Here is a 22,393-nt window from a genome sequence, read left to right on the forward strand (position 1 = left end):
GCGTTATTCAAAGCGACCACCGATCCCGCCCGGCCTCCTTCGCCCGGTACAGCGCCGCATCGGCGCGAGCAATGATCTCAGTGCCGGCTAAGCCCTCCACCATGCCCGCAATTCCCATGCTCACGGTGACATGGTCGCTGACGGTTGACGCTCTGTGCGGTATGGACTCCGCGCGCAGGCCGTCCTGAATACGTAAGGCAACCTTTTCAGCGATGTTTTCCGGGCAGTTAAACAGGATCACCACAAACTCCTCCCCGCCGTAGCGTGACACAACATCGTCAGGCGTCCGCACCGACTGCTTCAGCACCCGCGCCACGCGCGTCAGACAGTCGTCACCCGCCTGATGCCCGTAGGTGTCGTTGTAGCGCTTGAAATAGTCGATATCCAGCATAATCAGCGAGAACGGTTTCTTCTGCTCAACCGCGTTCTCCAGCACCACTTCCATCCTCCGGCGATTGGCGGTTGTGGTTAACGGATCCTGATGCGCCAGCGCATCCAGTCGTGAGATCAGCAGCTGGTTCTGCTGGTTACGTCGCCAGGCCTCGTCAAACCAGCTCAGCAGGATGAAACGCCCGCAGATGAGGATCAGCGAAAAAACGCTCCAGATGATAACGAAATGAAGATTAAGGCCATCATTAAGTACCCAGCTCGCTATCGGCAGGGTGATCCAGAGCGGGAGCACGAAGGCGAGCAGTCCCTCGGGGTAAAAATAGAGCGCCGTTAAGCCGGCGAGCAATAAAATGACGCACAGCGGCCAGACGTGCGGTAGCAGAAGCTGGGTGATAAACCAAAAGCAGGAGACCGACCAGATGGCGCTGCAGATAAACAGCACCACGCTGATGCCGGCGATGCGGCGCCAGGCCATCAGGATCAGCGCAGCCGAGAGGATGATGATGCCGAGCATGGAGGCATCGACCATTTTCGTTAGCGGCGGCGAGTGGGGATAAAGAGGATCGCTGGCCTTAAGCAGGACGTGGCGCAGCAGGATCATCACGGCGAAGCTAACGTTGACGAACGCCAGCCAGGGCAGGTTCATCGCCAGCCCGTGCATGACCATGGCATGGCGAGTTGGCCAGGTTGCCCGTTCAAGCGTCGGTTTTTTTCTTTTTTCCATAAAATCCTTTCCCGTCCGGGGGATAAATCATTCAGGTGAGATATCAGTAACTATAAGCAAGCCCGGACGATCCTCAAACGCTGGGGCAAAAAAAACCGGGCTATTGCCCGGCAGGTGGTTATTTTTCGTCTTTTTTCTTCCCGAGCGTTGGCGTCTCGTCGAAGAAGTTCCACGGTTTAAGCAGGGTATGCACCCATTCCGTCGGCATGATCGGCCACTCTTCCGCGCGCGCCACGTGGGTTGTACCGGTGGTCATCCAGACTACGTCATCCTGGCCGTTGAGCGACTCGTTATCCTTGCTGTACTGACCGAGGCCCGTGTCGTGGATGGAACGGTTGGGGAATTTCCCTTCCGGGTAGAGCTCATCCGGGTGGTAGCGGGTCACCCAAAGCTGTTTGTCCATAAAGCTAAGGCGATGATAGATCCACTCGTCCGGGGCAAATTTCGCGCCGGTCGCCACCGGATGGGTACCGCCCGCGTAAGGGATGATCTGGTACGAGACCGGGTTGCCCATGCGGTTCTCCTTGCTGGTGTTGCTCAGCAGGCGGATGGTGCCAGGGTCGAACTTCTGCGCCGCCTGCTGTTCGGTATCAATATCGTACTGATTGACCTGCATGGTGCTGGTGCGCGGGCCGCCGGCGGTATTCGGCTTCACTTCCGGATCCATCGCCACCAGCTTGTTGTTGATGCCGTCCACGTCCATATCAAGCCGGAAGTTATAGATGTGCTGGTGTGTAGTGCCCACGATGTTATGGTCGATTAGCGTGCCGTATCGGGTGTCATCTTTAGCGGTGGCATCGTGCATGGTTTTCGCCTGAACGCCTTTCACCGCCTCGATACCCGTCGCGCCGGCATCAATGCCGATGGTGCCGTTTTCATGGAACACCCAGTCGAAGATGTAATCATAGTTGCCCACTGTGCTGACCCAGCGCACCACCAACTCGCGGCGCTCGGCGCTGACGTTGGGCTTACCCATCTCCTGATGCTTATATTCCGGGCCCGCGTAGCGTTCGAAAATGGCGATCGCGCGCGGGATCTCCATCGGCGTACCGGTGTAGTCCGGGATGGTTTCATTGAGCATCACGGCGTTGGACGGCACGTCCTTACCGCGCACCAGCGGCGAGGTCAGGGTGCCCATGCCGTAGTCACCGGAGTCGAGATAGGCTTTAAAGTACCAGCCCACGTCCGGATCGCCGTAAGGGACGATCATGCCGCCGAGCGATCCCTGATACATCACCTGACGCTTTTTGCCGTTGTCGTTATACGTGACGGTCGAAATCATCGGGCCGACGCGGGAGTCGAGGCTCAGGTGGAAATCCCAGTTCTGCCAGTGCACCATATCGCCGGTAATGGTGTAGTTCTTGCCTTCCGGCTCAATGATGTCGAGCGGTTTTTTCGGCATCTCTATGCGGTCTCGGCCGTCATAGGGGCGCGGGGTCATTGGAACCGGCACAACGGCGCCTTCTTCAATTTTCTGGATCTTTTTCTGCTCAAGATCGACCACTGCCACGAGGTTCTCAATCGGGTGCGCCCAATAGTTGCCGTCGCCGACGTCCAGATAGCTCACCACCTTCAGCAGGCGGTCTTCCTGCTTCAGGCCGTCTTTTCCGTCGAAATAGCCGACGGTCAGCGGCGTGGTAATCACTTTTTTCGGGTCGGTGATGCCGTGTTTTTTAAGCACCTCGGCGAACTCTGTACTTTCGTTGATGATCTGCTGAACCGCGGTGAAATCATCCAGCAGCACCATGCCGTGCGCGTCTTTCACCGGTTCCCAATGCAGGATTTTCTTATCCTTCAGATTCACCACGCTTTCGATGACGTGCTTGCCGTCGAGCATGACGATTTTCGCCTGGCGAGGGGCATCCACTGCCGTACCGTTGAGGACAAAGTCCCACACTTTGGCCTTCTCTGGTTCCGCAAGGGCAATCTGGGTAAAGCGGGTATTCGGTTTAAAATCCGCAGAGGCTTTCACAATCTCAACGGCCTGCTTAATTTCGTCCGCCGTCAGCGCGTTGAGCGGGTGAGGGCGTTTTTCAACCTGGAAGGTCTGGTCAAGACCAGACTGGAAAACATCGTTGATGAAGGTCTCTGAGATAAAGGCTTTTTGGCCCTTCATCACTACCGGCACCTCAAGCTTGAGGGGTTGACCGTTGACGATGGCCGTCTTTGCGCCCGGTTTGACCTTCACAAAGGCGCCGTCCTTCGCAATGGTGAACATCTGTGCGTAATCATCCCACTGCACGTCCGCGCCAAAGTCCTGTAGGGTTTTGTCCATCGGGACCATATGCGCCTCGCTGCCGTGGGCGAAAACAGGGGATTGCCAGGCGCAACACAGCGCAACGGCCATGGCCAGCGCCGTTCTACGGGCAGAAAAAGAAGAATTGCTTCCCATCGTAGACCTCATCTTGTTGTGTTTATTGTGTTGTGACAGCCTTATCCTGACAGGCGCCTGAGAAAAGCGTTTGCCTGCATCTGCCAGGTTATTTGTTGGTCTTGCCAGGTTAAAAAAAGAGCGGGGGGTAAATCACAGGGTCGTGCAGAACATTCCCCTCTCCCCTTCGGGGAGAGGGTCAGGGTGAGGGGTGACGTTACCTGAAATCACCCTGCTGGCGCGCCACCAGCGTCAGAATGGAATAGAGCGCCACGGCCTGCTGGTGCTGGTTGAAGATCTCAACCGCCCATTCCACCACGCCGGTCGGTCTTTCCTCGGCGGTACGCTGTTTCTTAAGCGTTTTGCGTTTGCAGGTCAGACGCACCTGGATGGTATCGCCCGGCTTGACCGGCTCGATAAAGCGCAGGTTTTCCATGCCGTAGTTGGCAATCACCGGCCCGACGCCCGCATCAACGAACAGTCCCGCCGCGGCGGAGATCAGGAAGTAGCCGTGCACCACGCGCTCGCCAAAGATCGACTCTGCCGCGCCGATCTTGTCCATATGGGCATAGAAGTGGTCGCCGCTCAGGCAGGCAAAGTTCACAATGTCCGCTTCCGTGAGGGTGCGGCGCGGCGTCAGCAGACTGTCGCCCGGCTGCAGCTCCTCGAAGTATTTGCGGAACGGATGTACGCGATCCTCCTGCACCGCTGCGCCGCGTACCCACTGTTTGCCAATCGCGGCCAGCATCGACGGGCTGCCCTGAATCGCGGTGCGCTGCAGGTAGTGCTTCACCGCGCGCAGGCCGCCCAGCTCTTCGCCGCCGCCCGCGCGGCCCGGACCGCCGTGCACCAGCTGAGGCAGCGGGGAGCCGTGGCCGGTGGACTCTTTTGATGATTCCTCGTTAAGGATCTGAATACGCCCGTGGGCGCGCGCCGCACCGGCAATAAACTGGCGGGCAATCGCCGCATTTGCGGTTACCAGCGTGCCCGCCAGGCTGCCGCCGCCCGCGCGGGCAAGCTGCATCGCGTGGTCTGCGCTGCGATACGGCATCAGCGTGGCGACCGGGCCGAAGGCTTCGGTATCGTGCACGGCGGGCGTTTCGTCCGGCTGCGCACAGAACAGCAGGGTCGGCGGAAAGAACGCCCCCGCGGCCTGCAGGTCCGCTTTGCCGCCCAGACGGATCTGGCAGCCTGCGGCGACCAGCCGATCCACTTTCTCCTGCACGTCCGCGCGCTGCTCGGCGTTGACCAGCGCCCCCATCTTCACCCCTTCCTGCGCCGGGTCGCCAACAACGACCTTTTCCAGACGGGCAATCAGCGCCTGGCTCACGGTGTCAATCTGGTTTTGCGGAACGATAATGCGGCGAATGGCCGTGCATTTTTGCCCGGCCTTAGCGGTCATCTCGCGGACTACTTCGCGGATGAACAGCGCAAACTCCGGCTGCTCCGGCGTGACGTCTTCCCCCAGCACGCAGCAGTTCAGGGAGTCGGCTTCCATGGTGAACGGTATCGAATTCGCCACAATATTCGGGTGCACGCGCAGGCTTTGCCCGGTGCTGGCAGAGCCGGTAAAAGTGACCACGTCCTGGCCGTCGAGCTGGTCGAGCAGATCGCCCGCGCTGCCGCAGATCAGGCTGATGGCACCGTCCGGCACCAGCCCGCTGTCGACGATGGATTTCACCATCGCCTGCGTCACCTGCGCGGTAGCGGTAGCGGGTTTAATGATGGCGGGCATCCCGGCAAGCCAGGTCGGCGCCAGCTTTTCCAGCATTCCCCAGCAGGGGAAGTTAAAGGCGTTGATATGCACCGCCACGCCGGATTTGGAGGTCAGGACGTGGCGCGCCGCAAAGCCGCCTTCTTTCGACAGGGGGATTAACTCATCTTCCGGCCACAGCGTGTCGTCCGGCAGCTCGCGGCTGCCCAGGCTGGCGTAAGTGAAGAGGGTGCCGATCCCGCCTTCAATATCTACCCAGCTGTCCGCCTTCGTTGCCCCGGTCTGGGCTGACAGGGCATAAAACGTCTCTTTCTCGCTGAGCAGGTGCTTTGCCACCGCCTTCAGCATGGCGGCACGTTCGATAAAGGTCATGGCGCGTAATGCCTCGCCCCCCTGCTCAATGGCATAGCGACGGGCGGCCGCCATGTCCAGCCCTTCGCTGGTCACTTCCCAGAGTGCTTCGCCGCTGATGGCGTGATGTATCGCGCGTTCGCGGCCCCGGCCAGACTGCCAGGTACCGGACACGAAGCTGGCTAACTGCTGCATCGCTTATCTCCAAGTGTTTCGTTATTTCACTATTAATAGTTTGATCGCGAATCATAAAAATCAAGCTGTGTTTTTAATGAATTGTTAACGTTGTGATCTGGCTGGACGAATCGCATCGCGTAAAGGCGCTTTCTGCAAGGCCTGTAGTAAAAGCCTTGCGAGCAGCATCACAAAACTGGGAAACAATTCTTGGGGTTATATTTAACCTTTGTGTAACTTTTAAAAAACAAAGTGATTCAACATTTCGCTTTAATTTGCAAACTAACGAATCATAAAGGTGAAGACGTGACGCAAGAACAACGGTTTGAGCAGCGCATAGCGCAGGAGACGGCGATTGAGCCTCAGGACTGGATGCCGGAAGCCTACCGTAAAACGCTGATCCGCCAGATTGGTCAGCACGCGCACTCCGAAATTGTCGGCATGTTGCCGGAAGGAAACTGGATCGCCCGCGCGCCGACGCTGCGCCGTAAAGCCATTCTGCTGGCGAAGGTGCAGGACGAAGCCGGACACGGGCTCTACCTCTACAGCGCGGCGGAAACGCTGGGCTGCGCGCGGGAAGACATCTACCAGAAGATGCTCGACGGCAGGATGAAATACTCCTCCATTTTCAACTATCCGACCCTGAGCTGGGCCGATATCGGCGTGATCGGCTGGCTGGTGGACGGCGCCGCCATCGTCAACCAGGTGGCGCTGTGCCGGACCTCCTACGGTCCGTATGCCAGGGCGATGGTGAAAATCTGTAAAGAAGAGAGCTTCCACCAGCGTCAGGGCTTTGAAGCCTGCATGGCGCTGGCGCAGGGCAGTGAGGCCCAGCGCCAGATGCTGCAGGACGCCATCAACCGCTTCTGGTGGCCAGCGCTGATGATGTTCGGGCCGAACGACGACAACTCGCCGAACAGCGCCCGCAGCCTGGCCTGGAAAATCAAACGCTTTGGCAATGACGAGCTGCGCCAGCGCTTTGTTGATAACACGGTGCCGCAGGTTGAGATGCTGGGCATGACGGTGCCGGATCCCGACCTGCGCTTTGACGAAGAAAGCGGCCACTACCGCTTCGGCGAGATCGACTGGCAGGAGTTTGACGAGGTCATTAACGGGCGCGGCATCTGCAACCACGAGCGCCTGGCCGCGAAACGTAAAGCCTGGGAAGAGGGGGCGTGGGTGCGCGAAGCCGCACTGGCGCATGCGCAAAAACAACGTACCCGTCAGGCCGCATAAGAGGAAGTAACAATGAGCAATGTCTACTGGCCGCTGTACGAAGTGTTCGTACGCAGCAAACAAGGGTTATCCCACCGTCACGTGGGCAGCCTGCATGCCGCCGACGATCGCATGGCGCTGGAAAATGCGCGCGACGCCTACACCCGCCGCAGCGAAGGGTGTTCTATCTGGGTGGTAAAGGCGAGCGAGATTGTCGCCTCCCAGCCGGAAGAGAGCGGTGAGTTCTTCGACCCGGCGGAAAGCAAGGTTTACCGCCATCCGACGTTCTATACCATCCCTGACGGCATCGAGCATATGTGAGGCAAAGAATGAATTCAGTGACTGCCTATGCCCTGCGTCTGGGCGACAACGGTCTGGTGCTCTCCCAGCGCCTCGGCGCCTGGTGCGGCCACGCGCCGGAGCTGGAGATTGACCTCGCGCTCGCCAATATCGGTCTCGACCTACTGGGGCAGGCGCGCAATTTCCTGACCTATGCCGCGGAATCAGAAGGCCAGGGCGATGAAGACACGCTGGCGTTTGGCCGCGACGAGCGTCAGTTCCGCAACGTCCTGCTGGTGGAGCAGCCGAACGGCAGCTTCGCCGACACCATTGCCCGCCAGTACCTGATGGATGCCTGGAACGTGGCGCTGTATGAGCGTCTGACCCAAAGCCGCGACGCCCAGCTTGCCGCCATTGCCGCCAAAGCGATTAAAGAGGTGCGCTACCACCTGCGCTTCAGCCGCGGCTGGCTGGTGCGTCTGGGCGACGGGACCGAAGCGTCCGCGCAAAAAATGCAGCAGGCTATCGACAATCTGTGGCGTTTTACGGCGGAGCTGTTTGAAGCCGATGACGTCGAGCTGGCGCTGATTGACGCCGGCGTGGCGGTGGACCCGCGAACTCTGCGCCAGCCGTGGGAAAGCGAAGTATTTGCTGGTGTGCATGAAGCCTGCCTGCAGGTTCCCGCAGAGGTGGCGTACCGCACCGGGGGCAAGAAGGGGCTGCATACTGAACATCTGGGTCCGATGCTGGCGGAAATGCAGTATCTCCAGCGCGCGTATCCCGGTCAGCAGTGGTAAAGGAGAACGCCATGCAACGCCTCGTCGACATCGCGCCTGCGCAAATTCCGCAGATATGGTCGCTGTTAAGCCAGATCCCCGATCCGGAAGTGCCGGTATTAACCATCACCGATTTAGGCATGGTGCGCAGCGTGAAGGCGCAGGGGGAAGGCTGGGTCATTGGCTTCACGCCAACCTACTCGGGCTGCCCCGCAACGGAACATCTGCTGGGGGCGATCCGCGACGCGATGACCGCGCACGGCTTTACCCCGGTGCACATTGTGCTCCAGCTTGAACCCGCCTGGACCACCGACTGGATGACCGCCGACGCGCGCGAGCGCCTGCGGGCGTACGGCATTAGCCCGCCCGTGGGGCATAGCTGTCACGCGCACGCGCCTTTGGAGGTGAGCTGTCCGCGCTGCGCCAGCACCGACACCTCGCTTATCAGTGAATTTGGTTCGACGGCCTGCAAAGCGCTCTACCGCTGCAACACCTGCCGCGAGCCATTCGACTATTTCAAATGTATTTGAGGCTGCCATGACAACATTTTATTCATTAACAGTGGCAAAAGTGGAACCCGAAACCCGCGACGCGGTGACGATTACCTTCGCGGTGCCGCAGGCGCTGCAGGACGCCTACCGCTTCCGCCCCGGCCAGCACCTGACGTTAAAAACGAAGCTTAACGGGGATGAGCTGCGCCGCTGCTACTCCATCTGCCGGAGTAACGCCCCGGGCGAGATCAGCGTGGCGGTCAAAGCCATCGACGGCGGGCGCTTTTCCCGCTTCGCCCGGGATGAGATCAAAGCGGGTATGGCTCTGGAGGTGATGGTGCCTCAGGGGCAGTTTGGCTACCAGCCGCGGGCCGAACGTGAAGGCCACTATCTGGCGATTGCGGCAGGCTCCGGGATCACCCCGATGCTGACGATTGTTTCCGCTACGCTTGCGACCGAACCCAACAGCCATTTCACCCTGATCTACGGCAACCGCAGCAGCCAGAGCATGATGTTCCGCCAGGCGCTGGCGGACCTGAAGGACAAATACCCGCAGCGGCTGCAGCTGGTCTCTATCTTCAGCCAGGAGCGGCTGGACAGCGATCTGCTCTTTGGCCGCATCGACGGAGAAAAGCTGCAGGCGCTGGCGAAAACCCTTATTAACTTCCGTCAGTACGACGAGGCGTTTATCTGCGGCCCGTCGGCGATGATGGATGATGCCGAAGCCACGCTGAAGGCGCTGGGGATGCCGGACAAAGCCATTCACCTTGAGCGCTTTAACACGCCGGGCACTACCGTTAAACGCGCGGCGCACGTACAGGCGGAAGGTCAGAAAGTGACCGTTCGCCAGGACGGGCGTGACCGTGAAATCACCCTGACGGCGGACGACGAAAGCATCCTCGACGCCGCCCTGCGTCAGGGGGCGGATCTGCCGTACGCCTGCAAGGGCGGCGTGTGCGCCACCTGTAAATGCAAAGTGCTGCGCGGGAAGGTGGATATGGCGACCAACTACAGCCTGGAGCCGGACGAGCTGGCCGCCGGGTATGTGCTGAGCTGTCAGTCGCTGCCGTTAACCGCCGACGTGATTGTCGACTTCGACGCGAAGGGGATGGCATGAGCGAATTGATTGTTACCCGTCATGGCCGCGTGCTGCAGCTGACGCTCAACCGTCCGGCGGCTCGCAATGCCCTCAACAACGCGCTGTTAACCGAACTTGCTGAGCAGCTTGAGGCTGCCGCCGTGGATGCCGACATCGCCGTCTGTGTGATTTACGGCAGCGAGCGCTGCTTTGCCGCCGGGGCCGATCTCAACGAAATGGCGGAGAAAGACTTGCCCGCCACCCTGAACGATATCCGCCCGCAGCTGTGGGCGCGCATTAACGCGTTTAGCAAACCGCTGATCGCCGCCGTGAACGGCTTCGCGCTGGGGGCAGGCTGCGAGCTGGCGCTGCTGTGCGACGTGGTGATTGCTGGCGATAACGCCCGCTTTGGCCTGCCGGAAATCACGCTGGGCATTATGCCCGGTGCGGGCGGCACCCAGCGTCTTATCCGCAGCGTCGGTAAATCCCTTGCCAGCAAAATGGTGCTGACCGGCGAGAGTATTTCCGCGCAGCAGGCGCTGAGCGCCGGGCTGGTCAGCGATGTTTTCCCGGCCGCGCTGACGCTGGAGTATGCCCTGAAGCAGGCGGCGCTGATGGCGCGCCACTCGCCGCTGGCGCTGCAGGCGGCGAAGCAGGCGCTGCGCCAGTCTCAGGAGGTGTCGCTCCAGGCCGGGCTCGCGCAGGAGCGTCAGCTGTTTACGCTGCTTTCCGCCACCGAAGACCGCCGGGAGGGCATCGACGCCTTCTTACAAAAACGCACCCCCGACTTTAAAGGACGCTAATTGTGGAATTTATTCTCAGTCATGTAGAACAGGGCGTGATGACCATTACGCTGAACCGTCCGGAGCGTCTGAACAGCTTCAACGACGTGATGCACCAGCAGCTTGCCGAGTGCCTGAAACTGGCCGAGCGTGATGACACCGTGCGCTGCCTGCTGATCACCGGGGCGGGACGCGGCTTCTGTGCCGGGCAGGATCTGAACGACCGCAACGTCGACCCCAACGGCCCGGCGCCGGATCTGGGCATGTCCGTTGAAACCTTCTACAACCCGCTGGTGCGCCGCCTGGCAAAGCTGCCGAAGCCGGTCATTTGCGCGGTTAACGGCGTGGCGGCGGGTGCGGGGGCCACGCTGGCGCTCGGGTGCGACATGGTGATTGCCGCCCGCTCCGCCAACTTCGTGATGGCCTTCAGCAAGCTCGGCCTGGTGCCGGACTGCGGCGGCACCTGGCTGCTGCCGCGCGTGGCCGGACGCGCCCGCGCCATGGGGCTGGCGCTGCTCGGCGACAAGCTCAGCGCCGAACAGGCGCAGGCGTGGGGGATGATCTGGCAGGTGGTGGATGATGAAGAGCTCTCCGCTACGTCGCAGCAGATGGCGCTGCACTTTGCCTCGCAGCCGACCTTCGGGCTGGGGCTGATCAAGCAGGCCATCAATGCCGCGGAAACCAACACCCTGGACGCCCAGCTCGATCTGGAGCGTGACTATCAGCGGCTGGCCGGGCGCAGCGACGACTACCGCGAGGGCGTCAGCGCCTTCCTGGCGAAGCGCACGCCGAACTTTACGGGGAAATAAGATGCTGAACGTACGGACTGTCGCCGTGATTGGCAGCGGCACGATGGGCGCCGGGATTGCCGAAGTGGCGGCCAGCCATGGGCATCAGGTGCTGCTCTACGACATCTCCGGCGATGCGGTATCCCGCGCTATCGACGGGATCCGCCAGCGTCTGGCCTCCCGGGTGACGCGCGGAAAACTCTCCGCCGATGCCGGGAGCCAGATCCTTGTACGGCTGGTTCCGGTCACGGATATCACCGCGCTCTCCACAGCCGAACTGGTGATTGAAGCGGCATCCGAGCGGCTGGAGGTGAAAAAGGCGCTGTTTGCGCAGCTGGCTGACATCTGCCCGCCGCAGACGGTGCTGACCAGCAATACCTCGTCCATCTCCGTCACGGCGATTGCCGCGGACATCCACCACCCGGAGCGGGTCGCAGGGCTGCATTTCTTTAACCCGGCGCCGGTCATGAAGCTGGTTGAGGTGGTCAGCGGGCTGGCGACCTCCCCGGAAGTGGCAGACGCGCTGTGCGAGCTGGCGCTGAACTGGGGCAAACAGCCCGTTCGCTGCCAGTCAACGCCGGGGTTCATCGTCAACCGCGTCGCCCGTCCGTTCTATTCCGAAGCCTGGCGCGCGCTGGAAGAGCAGGTCGCGCCGCCGGAGGTGATTGATGCCGCCCTGCGCGAAGGCGGCGGTTTCCCGATGGGGCCGCTGGAGCTGACCGACATGATTGGTCAGGACGTGAACTTCGCGGTGACCTGCTCGGTATTTAACGCCTTCTGGCAGGAGCGTCGTTTTCTGCCTTCGCTGGTGCAGCAGGAGCTGGTGCTGGCGGGAAGGCTTGGCAAAAAGAGCGGGAAGGGCGTCTACGACTGGCAGGGCGACAGGCCCGAGGCGCGCTGGGCTGATGCCGTGAACGACAGCTACAGCCCGATGCGCGTGGAAAAGAGACGTGACGGTGTCACCGAAATTGATGATGTATACCTGATTGAAACGCACGGAGAAACCGCCCAGGCGCTGGCGCTGCGGCTCAACGGCCCGGTGGTGGTGGTGGACCGCATCGAGCGCGACGTGGCGGTGATAGCCGCCGCCGCCAGCAACACGCATACCGCAACGCAAAAAGCCATCCGCTATCTGCAGCAGCAGGGTAACCGGGTAGTGCAAATTGCCGATTATCCCGGCCTGCTGGTCTGGCGCACGGTGGCGATGATTGCCAACGAAGCGCTGGATGCCCTGCAAAAAGGGGTCGCCAGCGAGAAGGACATCGACACCGCCATGCGCCTGGGCGTGAACTACCCGATCGGGCCGATCGCCTGGGGCGAGCGTCTGGGCTGGCAGCGGCTGCTAACGCTGCTGGAAAACCTGCAGCGTCATTACGGCGAAGAACGCTATCGCCCCTGTTCCCTGCTGCGCCAGCGCGCGCTTCTGGAGAGTAGCTATGAGTCATAACGCCTGGCATAACGCCCGCGCCATGTACGAACGGGACGCCTGCGCGCAGGCGATGGGGATGGATATTGTCGAGATGGACGAGGGCTACGCGGTGGTGACCATGACCATCACCCCGCAGATGCTTAACGGCCACAAAACCTGCCACGGCGGACAGCTATTTTCGCTGGCAGATACCGCCTTTGCTTACGCCTGCAACAGCCAGGGGCTGGCGGCGGTAGCCTCCGGCTGCTCAATTGATTTTCTGCGTCCGGGCTTTGCCGGGGACACGCTCACCGCCACCGCGCGGGTGATGCATCAGGGCAAGCTGACCGGCGTGTATGACATTGAAATCCAGAATCAGCAACAGAAAACCGTCGCCCTTTTTCGCGGAAAATCTCACCGCATCGGCGGCAATGTGACAGGAGAGGCCTGATGCGTGACGCATTTATATGTGATGGCGTTCGAACTCCGGTGGGGCGCTACGGTGGCGCGCTTTCCGCAGTCCGAACTGACGATCTTGGTGCCGTGCCGCTGCGCGCGCTGCTGGCCCGCTACCCGCAGCTCGACCTGGAGCGGATTGACGACGTGATTTTCGGCTGCGCTAACCAGGCGGGGGAAGATAACCGCAACGTAGCGCGCATGTCGTCCCTGCTGGCCGGGCTGCCGCAGACGGTGTCCGGGACTACCATTAACCGCCTGTGCGGGTCGGGGCTGGACGCGATTGGTTTTGCGGCGCGCGCTATTAAGGCGGGCGATGGTGACCTGCTGATCGCGGGCGGCGTGGAGTCGATGTCCCGCGCGCCGTTTGTGATGGGTAAAGCCACCGCCGCATTTCAGCGTCAGGCGGAGATCTTTGATACCACCATCGGCTGGCGATTTGTGAATCCGCTCATGCATCAGCAATTCGGAACTGACAGTATGCCGGAAACGGCAGAGAATGTAGCTGAATTGTTAAATATCAGCCGTGCCGATCAGGACGCGTTCGCGCTGCGCAGCCAGCAGCGTACCGCGCAGGCGCAGCAGAACGGCATCCTGGCGCAGGAGATTGTACCGGTTTCGATCCCAGGTAAAAAAGGGGCAGTCACGGAATTCAGCGTGGATGAACATCCGCGGGCGGACACTACGCTTGAGCAGCTTGCTGGTCTGAAAACGCCGTTTCGTAAGAACGGGGTGGTCACGGCGGGAAATGCCTCCGGCGTCAACGACGGCGCGGCGGCGCTGATCGTCGCCAGCGAGAAGATAGCGCTGGCGCAGGGTTTAGTCCCGCGCACCCGGATCGTGGCGATGGCGACGGCAGGCGTGGAGCCACGTCTGATGGGCCTCGGCCCGGTACCGGCCACCCGCAAGGTGCTGGAGCGCGCCGGACTCAGCATTAACGATATGGACGTGATCGAGCTTAACGAAGCTTTCGCCTCGCAGGCGCTGGGCGTGCTGCGTCAGCTGGGCCTGCCGGATAATGCCGCGCACGTCAACCCGAACGGTGGCGCGATTGCGCTGGGTCACCCGCTGGGAATGAGCGGCGCCAGGCTGGCGCTGGCCGCGAGTAATGAACTGCACCGACGCGGCGGGCGCTATGCGCTGTGTACGATGTGCATCGGTGTGGGTCAGGGCATTGCCATGATCCTTGAGCGTGTTTGAGCATAAAAACAATGTGAGTACCCTGCGATGACAAATACAACAAAGCTTGATCCGATTGAAACGGCCTCCCTTGATGAACTGCAGGCGCTGCAGACCGCGCGTCTGAAATGGACGTTGCACCACGCTTATAGCAACGTCCCGATGTATAAACGCAAGTTTGACGCCGCGGGCGTTCACCCTGACGATTTCAACGAGCTGGCGGATATCCGCAAATTCCCGTGCACCACCAAGCAGGATCTGCGGGATAACTATCCGTTCGATACCTTTGCCGTGCCGATGGAGCAGGTGGTGCGTATTCACGCGTCATCCGGCACTACCGGCAAACCGACCGTTGTCGGCTACACGCAGGGCGACATCGACAACTGGGCCAACCTGGTGGCCCGTTCCCTGCGCGCGGCGGGCGGCAGCGCGAAGGACAAAATTCACGTGGCGTATGGCTATGGCCTGTTTACCGGCGGGCTGGGCGCGCACTACGGTGCCGAGCGTTTAGGCGCGACGGTGATCCCGATGTCCGGCGGCCAGACGGAGAAACAGGCGCAGCTGATCCGTGATTTTCAGCCGGACATGATCATGGTGACGCCATCCTACTGCCTCAACCTGATTGAGGAGCTGGAGCGCCAGATGGGCGGCGATGCCAGCGGCTGTTCCCTGCGCGTGGGCGTCTTTGGCGCCGAGCCGTGGACGCAGGCTATGCGTCGCGAAATTGAAAAACGCTTAGGGATTACGGCGCTGGACATTTACGGCCTCTCCGAGGTGATGGGGCCGGGCGTGGCGATGGAGTGTATCGAAACCGCCGACGGCCCGACCATCTGGGAAGATCACTTCTACCCGGAGATCGTCAACCCTAACGACGGCACACCGCTGGATGACGGTCAGCAGGGCGAACTGCTGTTCACCACGCTGACCAAAGAGGCGCTGCCGGTAATCCGCTACCGCACCCGCGACCTGACGCGTCTGCTCCCGGCCACCGCGCGCAGCATGCGCCGCATGGACCGGATCAGCGGCCGCAGTGACGATATGCTGATCATTCGCGGCGTCAACGTCTTCCCGTCGCAGCTGGAAGAGGAGATTGTGAAGTTCGAGCACCTTTCTCCGCACTACCAGCTTGAGGTGAACCGTCGCGGGCATCTTGATTCACTTTCCGTGAAGGTGGAGCTAAAAGAGAGCAGCCTCACGCTGACGCACGAGCAGCGTTGCCAGGTGTGCCACCAGCTGCGCCACCGCATAAAGTCGATGGTGGGGATTTCCACCGACGTAATGATTGTGAACTGCGGCAGCATTCCGCGCTCCGAGGGGAAGGCCTGCCGGGTGTTTGACTTACGTAAAGTTGCGGCCAACGGTTGAGTTTCCCTCACCCCAGCCCTCTCCCAAAGGGAGAGGGTGTAAAAAGTTCCCTCTCCCTTTGGGAGAGGGTTAGGGTGAGGGGCTATCCCAGAATCCTATGCTATGATTCATCCAGGACAAAAATAACAACAGAATGAATCACATGAATAAACTCGACGCCTTCATCCAGCACGCGGTCAGCTCCGTTCCCGTCAGCGGGACATCGCTTATCTCCTCGCTATACGGTGACGCGCTTTCCCACCGCGGCGGCGAGATTTGGCTCGGCAGCCTGGCCGCCTTGCTGGAAGGCATGGGATTCGGCGAGCGTTTCGTGCGCACCGCGCTGTTTCGCCTCAACAAAGAGGGCTGGCTGGATGTTTCCCGCATCGGGCGTCGCAGCTTTTACCGCCTGAGCGATAAGGGGCTTCGCCTGACGCGCCGCGCGGAGAATAAGATTTACCGCGCGGAACTGCCCGCCTGGGACGGCAAATGGCTGTTGCTGCTCTCCGAGGGGCTGGATAAAACCACCCTTGCCGACGTCAAAAAACAGCTGATCTGGCAGGGTTTCGGCACGCTGGCGCCGAGCCTGATGGCCTCGCCGTCGCAGCATCTGGCGGACGTGCAGTCCCTGCTTCACGATGCAGGGGTGGCGGAAAACGTGATTTTCTTTGAAGCCCACTCGCCGCTGGCGCTCTCCCGCGCCGCGCTGCGTTCGCGGGTGGAGGAGTGCTGGCAGTTAACCGAGCAAAACGCGATGTACGAGTCGTTTATCAACTCGTTCCGTCCGCTGCTGCCGCTGTTAAAAGAGGCGGCGCCGGAGGAGCTGACGCCGGAACGCTGTTTCCAGATCCAGCTGCTGCTGATTCACTTTTATCGTCGCGTGGTGCTGAAAGATCCGCTGCTGCCGGAAGAGTTGCTGCCCGCGCACTGGGCGGGGCAAAGCGCCCGACAGCTCTGCATTAATATCTATCAGCGTGTCGCGCCGGGGGCGCTGGCGTTTGTCAGCGAGAAGGGCGAAACCTCCGTGGGCGAACTGCCCGTGCCCGGCACGCTCTACTATCAACGCTTTGGTGGTCTTACAAGCGCATAAGGAGTGAAGATGCCAGTTTATCAAATTGACGGTCTGACGCCGGTCGTGCCTGACGAGAGCTATGTTCACCCGACGGCGGTGCTGATTGGCGACGTGATCCTGGGTAAAGGCGTTTATGTTGGCCCTAACGCCAGCCTGCGCGGTGATTTTGGCCGTATCGTCGTGAAAGACGGTGCGAACATTCAGGATAACTGTGTGATGCACGGCTTCCCGGAGCAGGACACGGTGGTGGAGGAGGACGGGCATATCGGCCACAGCGCCATTCTACACGGCTGCGTGATCCGCCGTAACGCGCTGGTGGGCATGAACGCGGTAGTCATGGATGGCGCGGTCATCGGTGAAAACAGCATCGTCGGCGCGGCGGCGTTCGTGAAGGCGAAAGCGGAGATGCCCGCCAACCATTTGATTATCGGCAGCCCGGCCAAAGCGATTCGTGAGCTAAGCGAGCAGGAGCTGGCGTGGAAGCGGCAGGGCACGCGGGAGTATCAGGTGCTGGTGGAGCGCTGCAAGCTGACTATGCACCAGGTTGAACCGCTGCGCGAGGTAGAGCCTGACCGGAAACGGCTGACGTTTGATGAGAATTTAAGGCCGAAGTCGGCAAACCAGGGGTAAGGTCGTCTTTTTTCGCCATATCCATCAATAGCGCAATCCCAATGTAATTACTCCAGTTAAAGGTATTTTGCAGCACCACCACCGCATTGCCTTTTTCTTTGTCATAACCGATAAAGCTGGAGTAGCCGCCGATATAGCCGACCTGATAGGTGATTTTTTCCAGGCCGATAAAGTCGGTGGTCCAGGCAATACCCTGCACTCCGTCGGGGCGTTGAATATCGGTATTTCTGACTTCGTCAAAAACGCTGTCCAGCAAGGGACTGTGGGTCGTTGAGACGTGATAGCGGGCATAGGCCGCCAGATCTTCGGCGTTGCTGTACAAGCTCGCTGCCGCCACCATGTTGTTGGAAAAATGCCAGTCCGGGGTGAGCTGCCCGCGCGGGATAAATTTCGGCTGATCGCCCGCGTGGCCGAGCGCCCGCTGCGGGTAGCCTTTGAGCTTCTGGGGCGTAAAACTGCTGTTAGCCATGTGCAGCGGACGGAAAATATAGCGTGAGGCTAAACTCTGAATATCTTCCCTGGTTTTGTGCTTCAGGATATAGCCGATCAGGGCGTAGCCGGTATTGGAGTATTGCGGCGTTTTATCCTTCGGCGCTCGCCAGTTGGCGAAATAATTCAGCACGTTATCGCTGTCCAGCTCACCGTAGAAGTTATCACCCGTGCTTAAATAGCGGATGAATTTTCCGAGCATCGGAACATCCATATTCTGGCGCGGCAGGCCGGAGGTGTGGGTTACCAGCTCCAGAAGAGTGATTTTTTGTGCATCCTTGCTTAGCGGCGTTCCCGCCGGTAGCAATGTCGCAAGGCTGTCGTTCCAGTTCAGTTGCCCCTCACTCACCAGACAGGCCACCACTTCCGCCGTGATCCCTTTGCTGAGCGAGCCGAGCGCAAACAGGGTGTCGGGCCTGACCGGATAGCGATTGACCGCATCGGTTACTCCCCAGGTATAAAACTGCGGTGAGCCGTGATTATGGATCACCGCGACCGTCATCCCGGGAACGGACTTTTGCGCCATGTAGTGACGCACCACGCTGTCAACGTCGCCATCCAGCGACTCATGGGTGAGAAGTTCCTGAGTACCTTCCGGGGAGGACATTTGTGAGAGCGTGCCGCAACCGCTGAGGAGTGGGAGAGTAAGCAGAAGCCAGTGAATTTTTTTTGTTATGTTCTGCATACCTGATAGCGAGTGTGGTAATCATTGACGCGCCAGGAATGTACCACACTTAGCCTGCCATGAGGGAATTTTTCAGGTGACCCAATTACCGTCAATTTTGTGCCGGGAACGGAAGCGATATCCACCTGACAATGTTGCTGATATGATAATTTATTGTTAATCAGGAGGGGAAAATGGACACAAGCACGATTGTCACGTTATTCAAATTCAAACGCTGGGCAGACACGGAAACCTTACAAGCAATACAGAGGGTTGATGCCTCAGCCAATCCTGAAAAGCACCATCTGATGCTCAGACTTATGAATCATGTTTATGTCGTGGATATGATTTTCAGAGCAAATATTACTGGTCAAACGCATCAATACACCGCGTTGAATACGCCAGAAACGCCGTCTGCAGACGAGCTTCTGAATAACATGACTGAATGCACTGACTGGTATATTAAGCACGCAGGTTCAATGGACATTCCCGGACTTTCTGAAATCATCAAATTCCGCTTCGTCGATGGCGGACACGGTGAAATGAAAGCGGTGGATATGCTCAATCATGTGCTGTTTCACGGTACCTATCATCGCGGCGCTGTGGGCTGGATGCTTTCTGAAACGGGTATAACCCCTCCAAAGGATGTGCTAACCGTTTTTTTAAGAGATCATCATTAACATGACTCATTTTCATCAGCTTACCGCCGCCCGTCTGGATGGGCAGCTTATCTCTATGGCCGACTATGCGGGGAAGGTGGTTCTGGTCGTGAATACTGCCAGCCACTGTGGCTTTACACCACAATATGCGGGTCTTGAAGCGCTATACAAAAAATATGCCGAACGAGGGTTAGTGGTGCTGGGCTTCCCCTGCAACCAGTTCGGCAAACAGGAACCTGGCGGCACCGACGAAATCTCGAAAACCTGTTACATCAACTACGGCGTGAGTTTCCCGATGTTTGAGAAAGTCGAGGTCAACGGTAACGCAGCGCATCCGCTGTTTCGTTATCTGAAAGATGAATTGCCCGGCGTGCTGGGGGGGCGGATCAAGTGGAACTTTACTAAGTTTCTGATTGGACGCGACGGTGAACCACTCAAGCGTTTTGCTCCGATGACTACGCCCGAGAAAATGGAGGGGGTGATTGTCGCCGCACTGGGAAGCCAGGCGTTGTAGGTGTTGGAACTTGCCTGGCGTCGATAACGTCCGAAATGGTGATGTTCACTTTTGCAACGAGCGATATTGCTATAAATGCCGGCCCGTTTCGCTATCCTACAGCACCTCAGTCACTTCAAATTCTTCTGCAATCAACTCCATATCTTCAGAAAAATGACCTTCGCTGGTGAAAAATCGCTGATGCTCTTTCTGCCAGTATTCAAGGCTTAAATCACCTTCACCTTCTTTACGGGCAAACGCCTCAGTAACATCACAAAAACGCACCAGCCGCATTGAAACGAGCCTGGTTACGCAAACAGGGACATTCTGACCATCGAGGATAATGTTATAGCTCCCGATCCTGGGAGCAGATTGTTCCTGCTGGTAAGAGGCAAAAGATCCGCACGAGGCCGTTTTAATCCCTTTTTTAATCAGATCCGCAAGCTCGCTGGCCAGCTCCGGACTGTCACCCATTTGCCAGGCCTCTGCGCCTGGATATTTCACTCTAATTTCCTCAACCGTAACCATTAAGAACCCTTTAAAACTGTCGATGATAAGAAACGTTATACGGGTTTTAGCATGCGCTGTCCCGACTTCATGTGTGAGCATTCTGTAGCCATGGATTCAGTAAAGCCTCGAAATGAGGGCAGCCGCGCCATTCAGGCAACCGAGCAATGACTGCTGACGTTTCCGTCTAATCAACCAGGTGATAAGTTACGGGTGCCGATAAAAAAACACGATTAAACCTCATTAAAAGGGAACGTATGTCCTTACCGCCACTGTATGCGCTGCGCGCGTTTGAAGTTGCCGCGCGGCTGAACTCCTTCAGCAAAGCCGCTGAAGCATTGAATATCACTCCGGGGGCGGTCAGCAGGCATGTCCGGACCCTTGAACAGTGGTTCGACTGCGAGCTGTTTAAGCGGCAGGGGCCGAGAGTGGAGGTCAGTGACGCCGGGCGTATTCTTGCCGGGCAGCTAAGCGAAAGTTTCTCGAATATTGAGTGGGCCTGCCGCGCGTTCAGGAGTGAAAATCACCTTCTGCGCCTCAAGGCCCCCAGTACCCTGACGATGCGATGGCTTCTAAGTGTCCTGAAATCCTTTCGAGAGAACCATGCGAAGCCGAAAATCGAAATTGCCAGCGTCTGGATGGACTTCGACACCGTTGACTTCAGCCGTGAGCCATACGATTGTGCGATCCTCCTCGGTAATGGTTATTTCGGCGAGTCAACGGAGAGCAGCCTGCTTTTCAGCGAATGGCTTATTCCGGTTTGTCCCCCGTCGCTGCTCGAACCTGCCCGGCATCGGCTTGAACAGTGCGATCTTATCCATCCCTCACCGGACAGGCGGGACTGGAAGCGCTGGCTTAAAACGACGGGGCTATTTCCCGGTCTCGACATGAGCGGCGGGATTGTGTTCGACACGTTAGAGCAGGGAAGCCTGGCCGCCATGCACGGTTACGGCGTGGCGATGGCCGATCTCCGCCTCACGCTCGACGCCCTGAAAAGCGGGCTGCTCGCATTGCCCTTCAAGGAAGCCATCGCAACCGGTGACGGCTACTATCTTGTCTGGCCGAAACATTCGCTCAGAGGACAGAGTATTGAACGGTTACTGGCGTGGCTTAATCTTAACGCGCCGGTTGTTCCTTCGCTGGATATCGTCTGTCTTGATTACAATGAAAAGCGTGTATGAAATAAAAAGCAAGATATTTCTCGCGGAATATCCTGCCTGTTAAATGTATTCAGGCGTAGGGAATATTTGCCATTATCTTATATCTTTCCGGCAGGGCACTGTTCAGATCGAGTAATTTGTCCAGAATATAAAGCGCAGGCGTTCCTTTTGCGCGCTCGGCGTCGATCAGTGCCGCACGTATCACATTGGCAGCCGAGGTCATTTTGCTGAAATACTCTTCTGATTCCGGCGTCTGGACTTCCCCGGACACTGCGTAACGCACCCGAGGCCAGTCAGCGAAGTCAGGCAGGGTGAGGGCTGCATCGTCTTTTGGAACGTGTGCCGAGAGCAACGCTTCGGCGTTACCCGGATTGCGTTGAGCGAAAGACAGGAGATGAAGTCGATGGATAAATGGCGAAAGCGCCTCAGCGCGATCGCTATCTGACGAAAGTAACGTGATGAGCGCATGTATATTTTCACCGGCGGTGTTTTTTTCAGGTGAGATCGTTTTCATTAGATGAAATAAAACATCGAGTGTCATAGGTGCTCCATATACATATATTATTATTTGAATTTTGCTATCAATTTCTGGCCAGCAATATACCAGGGATGAACGGATGGTATTTCAACGCGGATAGGTTTGAAAAACGATAAATAGTGGCAGTCAATGTGAGTTTTACTCAACGTGGGATGATGATCTACTATCCTTCACACTACCTCATGGGTACGCATGAAAAACCGGATTCATTCATTAACTCATTGTTAATTATGAAGAAGAAAGAAATGTTGTTTGCATTGCTTTTATACTGTTTTTCGGCGTTGCAGTTGAGTGTGTATTGCAGAATGAGGTGTTATGGCGGGCGAGAACAAGTTAAGCGACAAGGCGTTAAAAGCCTACATGGTAAACCGCTGCCGCGTCAAAAGATGTTGGCCGATGGACGGGAACTGTCCGCCAGAGTCAGTATGAGTGGCGCTGTGAGCTTTGTTTATTTCTTCAGACATTCCGGCCGACAAAGCGCCCCCGTCTGGATGACGTTAGGCAAGTATCCAGATATGACACTTAAACAGGCCAGAGAGAAAAGGGACGAGTGCCGGGCATGGTTTTCTCCGGGACTCGAACCACGGAAAGAGAACAAACTCACCAAAGAGAAACTGTTCACTCCAGTAACTGTGTAGAACGCTATCGATTACTGGTGTGA

At 58.5% G+C, this 22,393-nt stretch carries 23 protein-coding genes; 17 read left to right on the forward strand and 6 right to left on the reverse strand.

All coding sequences use genetic code 11. From position 1 onward, the window contains the following. Positions 1–7: 7 nt before the first annotated feature. The 3 genes from V1603_RS13930 to paaZ form a co-directional block, all read right to left on the reverse strand. Complete coding sequence (locus V1603_RS13930) at positions 8–1,114, reverse strand: membrane-associated sensor domain-containing protein (RefSeq protein WP_395312780.1); 1,107 nt, start codon at positions 1,112–1,114, stop codon at positions 8–10. A gap of 118 nt (positions 1,115–1,232) precedes the next feature. Beyond that, positions 1,233–3,506: a primary-amine oxidase gene (gene tynA / locus V1603_RS13935; RefSeq protein WP_395312781.1), complete on the reverse strand. Its 2,274-nt coding sequence runs from the start codon at positions 3,504–3,506 to the stop codon at positions 1,233–1,235. A 196-nt stretch (positions 3,507–3,702) separates the two neighbouring features. Beyond that, positions 3,703–5,745 (reverse strand): phenylacetic acid degradation bifunctional protein PaaZ, encoded by a 2,043-nt coding sequence (gene paaZ / locus V1603_RS13940; RefSeq protein ID WP_116340161.1) that lies wholly within the window; start codon positions 5,743–5,745, stop codon positions 3,703–3,705. Between the two features lie 285 nt (positions 5,746–6,030). On the opposite strand from paaZ, the gene paaA reads away from it, so the two are divergent. The 13 genes from paaA to paaY all read left to right on the forward strand — a co-directional run bounded on the left by paaA (position 6,031) and on the right by paaY (position 17,222). Further along, positions 6,031–6,960 carry a 1,2-phenylacetyl-CoA epoxidase subunit PaaA gene (gene paaA, locus V1603_RS13945; RefSeq protein WP_395312782.1) on the forward strand — a complete coding sequence of 310 codons (930 nt, stop codon included), beginning with the start codon at positions 6,031–6,033 and terminating at the stop codon, positions 6,958–6,960. Between the two features lie 12 nt (positions 6,961–6,972). Beyond that, on the forward strand, positions 6,973–7,260 hold the full coding sequence (paaB, locus tag V1603_RS13950; protein ID WP_003857353.1) for a 1,2-phenylacetyl-CoA epoxidase subunit PaaB: 288 nt from the start codon (positions 6,973–6,975) through the stop codon (positions 7,258–7,260). An 8-nt stretch (positions 7,261–7,268) separates the two neighbouring features. After that, positions 7,269–8,015: a 1,2-phenylacetyl-CoA epoxidase subunit PaaC gene (paaC, locus tag V1603_RS13955; protein ID WP_166711002.1), complete on the forward strand. Its 747-nt coding sequence runs from the start codon at positions 7,269–7,271 to the stop codon at positions 8,013–8,015. An 11-nt stretch (positions 8,016–8,026) separates the two neighbouring features. Then, positions 8,027–8,524, forward strand: coding sequence for a 1,2-phenylacetyl-CoA epoxidase subunit PaaD (gene paaD / locus V1603_RS13960; protein ID WP_166711004.1), 498 nt, complete (start codon positions 8,027–8,029; stop codon positions 8,522–8,524). A gap of 7 nt (positions 8,525–8,531) precedes the next feature. Then, positions 8,532–9,602, forward strand: a complete 1,071-nt coding sequence (gene paaE, locus V1603_RS13965) for a 1,2-phenylacetyl-CoA epoxidase subunit PaaE (RefSeq protein ID WP_395312783.1) — start codon at positions 8,532–8,534, stop codon at positions 9,600–9,602. Beyond that, complete coding sequence (paaF, locus tag V1603_RS13970) at positions 9,599–10,366, forward strand: 2,3-dehydroadipyl-CoA hydratase PaaF (RefSeq protein WP_395312784.1); 768 nt, start codon at positions 9,599–9,601, stop codon at positions 10,364–10,366. The genes paaE and paaF overlap by 4 nt, the downstream gene beginning before the upstream one ends. After that, positions 10,366–11,154: a 2-(1,2-epoxy-1,2-dihydrophenyl)acetyl-CoA isomerase PaaG gene (gene paaG, locus V1603_RS13975; RefSeq protein WP_395313987.1), complete on the forward strand. Its 789-nt coding sequence runs from the start codon at positions 10,366–10,368 to the stop codon at positions 11,152–11,154. The genes paaF and paaG overlap by 1 nt, the downstream gene beginning before the upstream one ends. A gap of 1 nt (position 11,155) precedes the next feature. Then, positions 11,156–12,580, forward strand: coding sequence for a 3-hydroxyacyl-CoA dehydrogenase PaaH (gene paaH / locus V1603_RS13980; protein WP_395312785.1), 1,425 nt, complete (start codon positions 11,156–11,158; stop codon positions 12,578–12,580). Next, positions 12,570–12,992, forward strand: coding sequence for a hydroxyphenylacetyl-CoA thioesterase PaaI (gene paaI / locus V1603_RS13985; protein WP_116340147.1), 423 nt, complete (start codon positions 12,570–12,572; stop codon positions 12,990–12,992). Before paaH ends, paaI begins: the two co-directional genes overlap by 11 nt. Further along, on the forward strand, positions 12,992–14,197 hold the full coding sequence (gene pcaF / locus V1603_RS13990; RefSeq protein WP_166711008.1) for a 3-oxoadipyl-CoA thiolase: 1,206 nt from the start codon (positions 12,992–12,994) through the stop codon (positions 14,195–14,197). Before paaI ends, pcaF begins: the two co-directional genes overlap by 1 nt. A 27-nt stretch (positions 14,198–14,224) precedes the next feature. Then, positions 14,225–15,541, forward strand: a complete 1,317-nt coding sequence (gene paaK, locus V1603_RS13995) for a phenylacetate--CoA ligase PaaK (RefSeq protein WP_116340143.1) — start codon at positions 14,225–14,227, stop codon at positions 15,539–15,541. Positions 15,542–15,674: 133 nt separating this feature from the next. Beyond that, positions 15,675–16,610 carry a phenylacetic acid degradation operon negative regulatory protein PaaX gene (gene paaX, locus V1603_RS14000; protein ID WP_021241337.1) on the forward strand — a complete coding sequence of 312 codons (936 nt, stop codon included), beginning with the start codon at positions 15,675–15,677 and terminating at the stop codon, positions 16,608–16,610. 9 nt (positions 16,611–16,619) lie between these two features. After that, a complete protein-coding gene (gene paaY, locus V1603_RS14005) occupies positions 16,620–17,222 on the forward strand; it encodes a phenylacetic acid degradation protein PaaY (protein ID WP_023327376.1) in 603 nt (200 codons plus the stop codon). On the opposite strand, the gene V1603_RS14010 is transcribed toward paaY, so the two are convergent. After that, complete coding sequence (locus V1603_RS14010) at positions 17,125–18,396, reverse strand: serine hydrolase domain-containing protein (protein WP_395312786.1); 1,272 nt, start codon at positions 18,394–18,396, stop codon at positions 17,125–17,127. The two genes, paaY and V1603_RS14010, sit on opposite strands and share 98 nt — an antisense overlap. 173 nt (positions 18,397–18,569) lie before the next feature. Between V1603_RS14010 and V1603_RS14015 the strand changes: the two genes are divergently transcribed. Beyond that, positions 18,570–19,055, forward strand: a complete 486-nt coding sequence (locus tag V1603_RS14015; RefSeq protein WP_192981341.1) for a DinB family protein — start codon at positions 18,570–18,572, stop codon at positions 19,053–19,055. A gap of 1 nt (position 19,056) precedes the next feature. Next, a complete protein-coding gene (locus tag V1603_RS14020) occupies positions 19,057–19,548 on the forward strand; it encodes a glutathione peroxidase (RefSeq protein ID WP_395312787.1) in 492 nt (163 codons plus the stop codon). Positions 19,549–19,644: 96 nt separating this feature from the next. On the opposite strand, the gene V1603_RS14025 is transcribed toward V1603_RS14020, so the two are convergent. Next, a complete protein-coding gene (locus V1603_RS14025; protein WP_302218829.1) occupies positions 19,645–20,055 on the reverse strand; it encodes an ASCH domain-containing protein in 411 nt (136 codons plus the stop codon). Positions 20,056–20,291: 236 nt separating this feature from the next. Between V1603_RS14025 and V1603_RS14030 the strand changes: the two genes are divergently transcribed. Continuing rightward, a complete protein-coding gene (locus V1603_RS14030) occupies positions 20,292–21,215 on the forward strand; it encodes a LysR substrate-binding domain-containing protein (RefSeq protein ID WP_395312788.1) in 924 nt (307 codons plus the stop codon). 49 nt (positions 21,216–21,264) lie between these two features. Here the strand turns inward: V1603_RS14030 and V1603_RS14035 are convergent, their stop codons facing one another. After that, entirely contained in the window at positions 21,265–21,735 is a 471-nt protein-coding gene (locus tag V1603_RS14035; protein ID WP_395312789.1) for a hypothetical protein, read from the reverse strand. Between the two features lie 116 nt (positions 21,736–21,851). Between V1603_RS14035 and V1603_RS14040 the strand changes: the two genes are divergently transcribed. Then, positions 21,852–22,370 carry an Arm DNA-binding domain-containing protein gene (locus V1603_RS14040; protein ID WP_233003556.1) on the forward strand — a complete coding sequence of 173 codons (519 nt, stop codon included), beginning with the start codon at positions 21,852–21,854 and terminating at the stop codon, positions 22,368–22,370. Positions 22,371–22,393: the final 23 nt, after the last annotated feature.

Origin of the sequence: Enterobacter sp. ECC-219, from assembly GCF_043966805.1 — a bacterium.
GTDB classification, from domain to species: Bacteria; Pseudomonadota; Gammaproteobacteria; order Enterobacterales; family Enterobacteriaceae; genus Enterobacter; species Enterobacter cloacae_N.